The sequence below is a fragment of the Pseudaminobacter soli (ex Li et al. 2025) genome, from assembly GCF_003012705.1.
GTDB classification, from domain to species: domain Bacteria; phylum Pseudomonadota; class Alphaproteobacteria; order Rhizobiales; family Rhizobiaceae; genus Pseudaminobacter; species Pseudaminobacter soli.
On record NZ_PXYL01000092.1, the window covers coordinates 1 to 259 of the forward strand.

1 rRNA gene is annotated in these 259 nt (G+C 52.9%); it reads right to left on the reverse strand.

Features of this window, described 5'->3' with window-relative positions:
• Positions 1 to 259 (reverse strand): 23S ribosomal RNA (locus tag C7I85_RS30375); the annotation flags it as partial.

Genomic DNA, 259 nt, shown 5'->3' on the forward strand with positions numbered 1-259 from the left:
GACTTTCGGCGGGGGCGTCTCTCACACCCCTTACGTTACTCATGTCAGCATTCGCACTTCCGATACCTCCACCGCCCCTCACAGGTACGGCTTCATCGGCTTACGGAACGCTCCGCTACCGCTTGCACAAAGTGCAAACCCAAAGCTTCGGTGCATGGCTTTAGCCCCGTTACATTTTCGGCGCAAAGACCCTTATTTAGACCAGTGAGCTGTTACGCTTTCTTTAAATGATGGCTGCTTCTAAGCCAACATCCTGGTT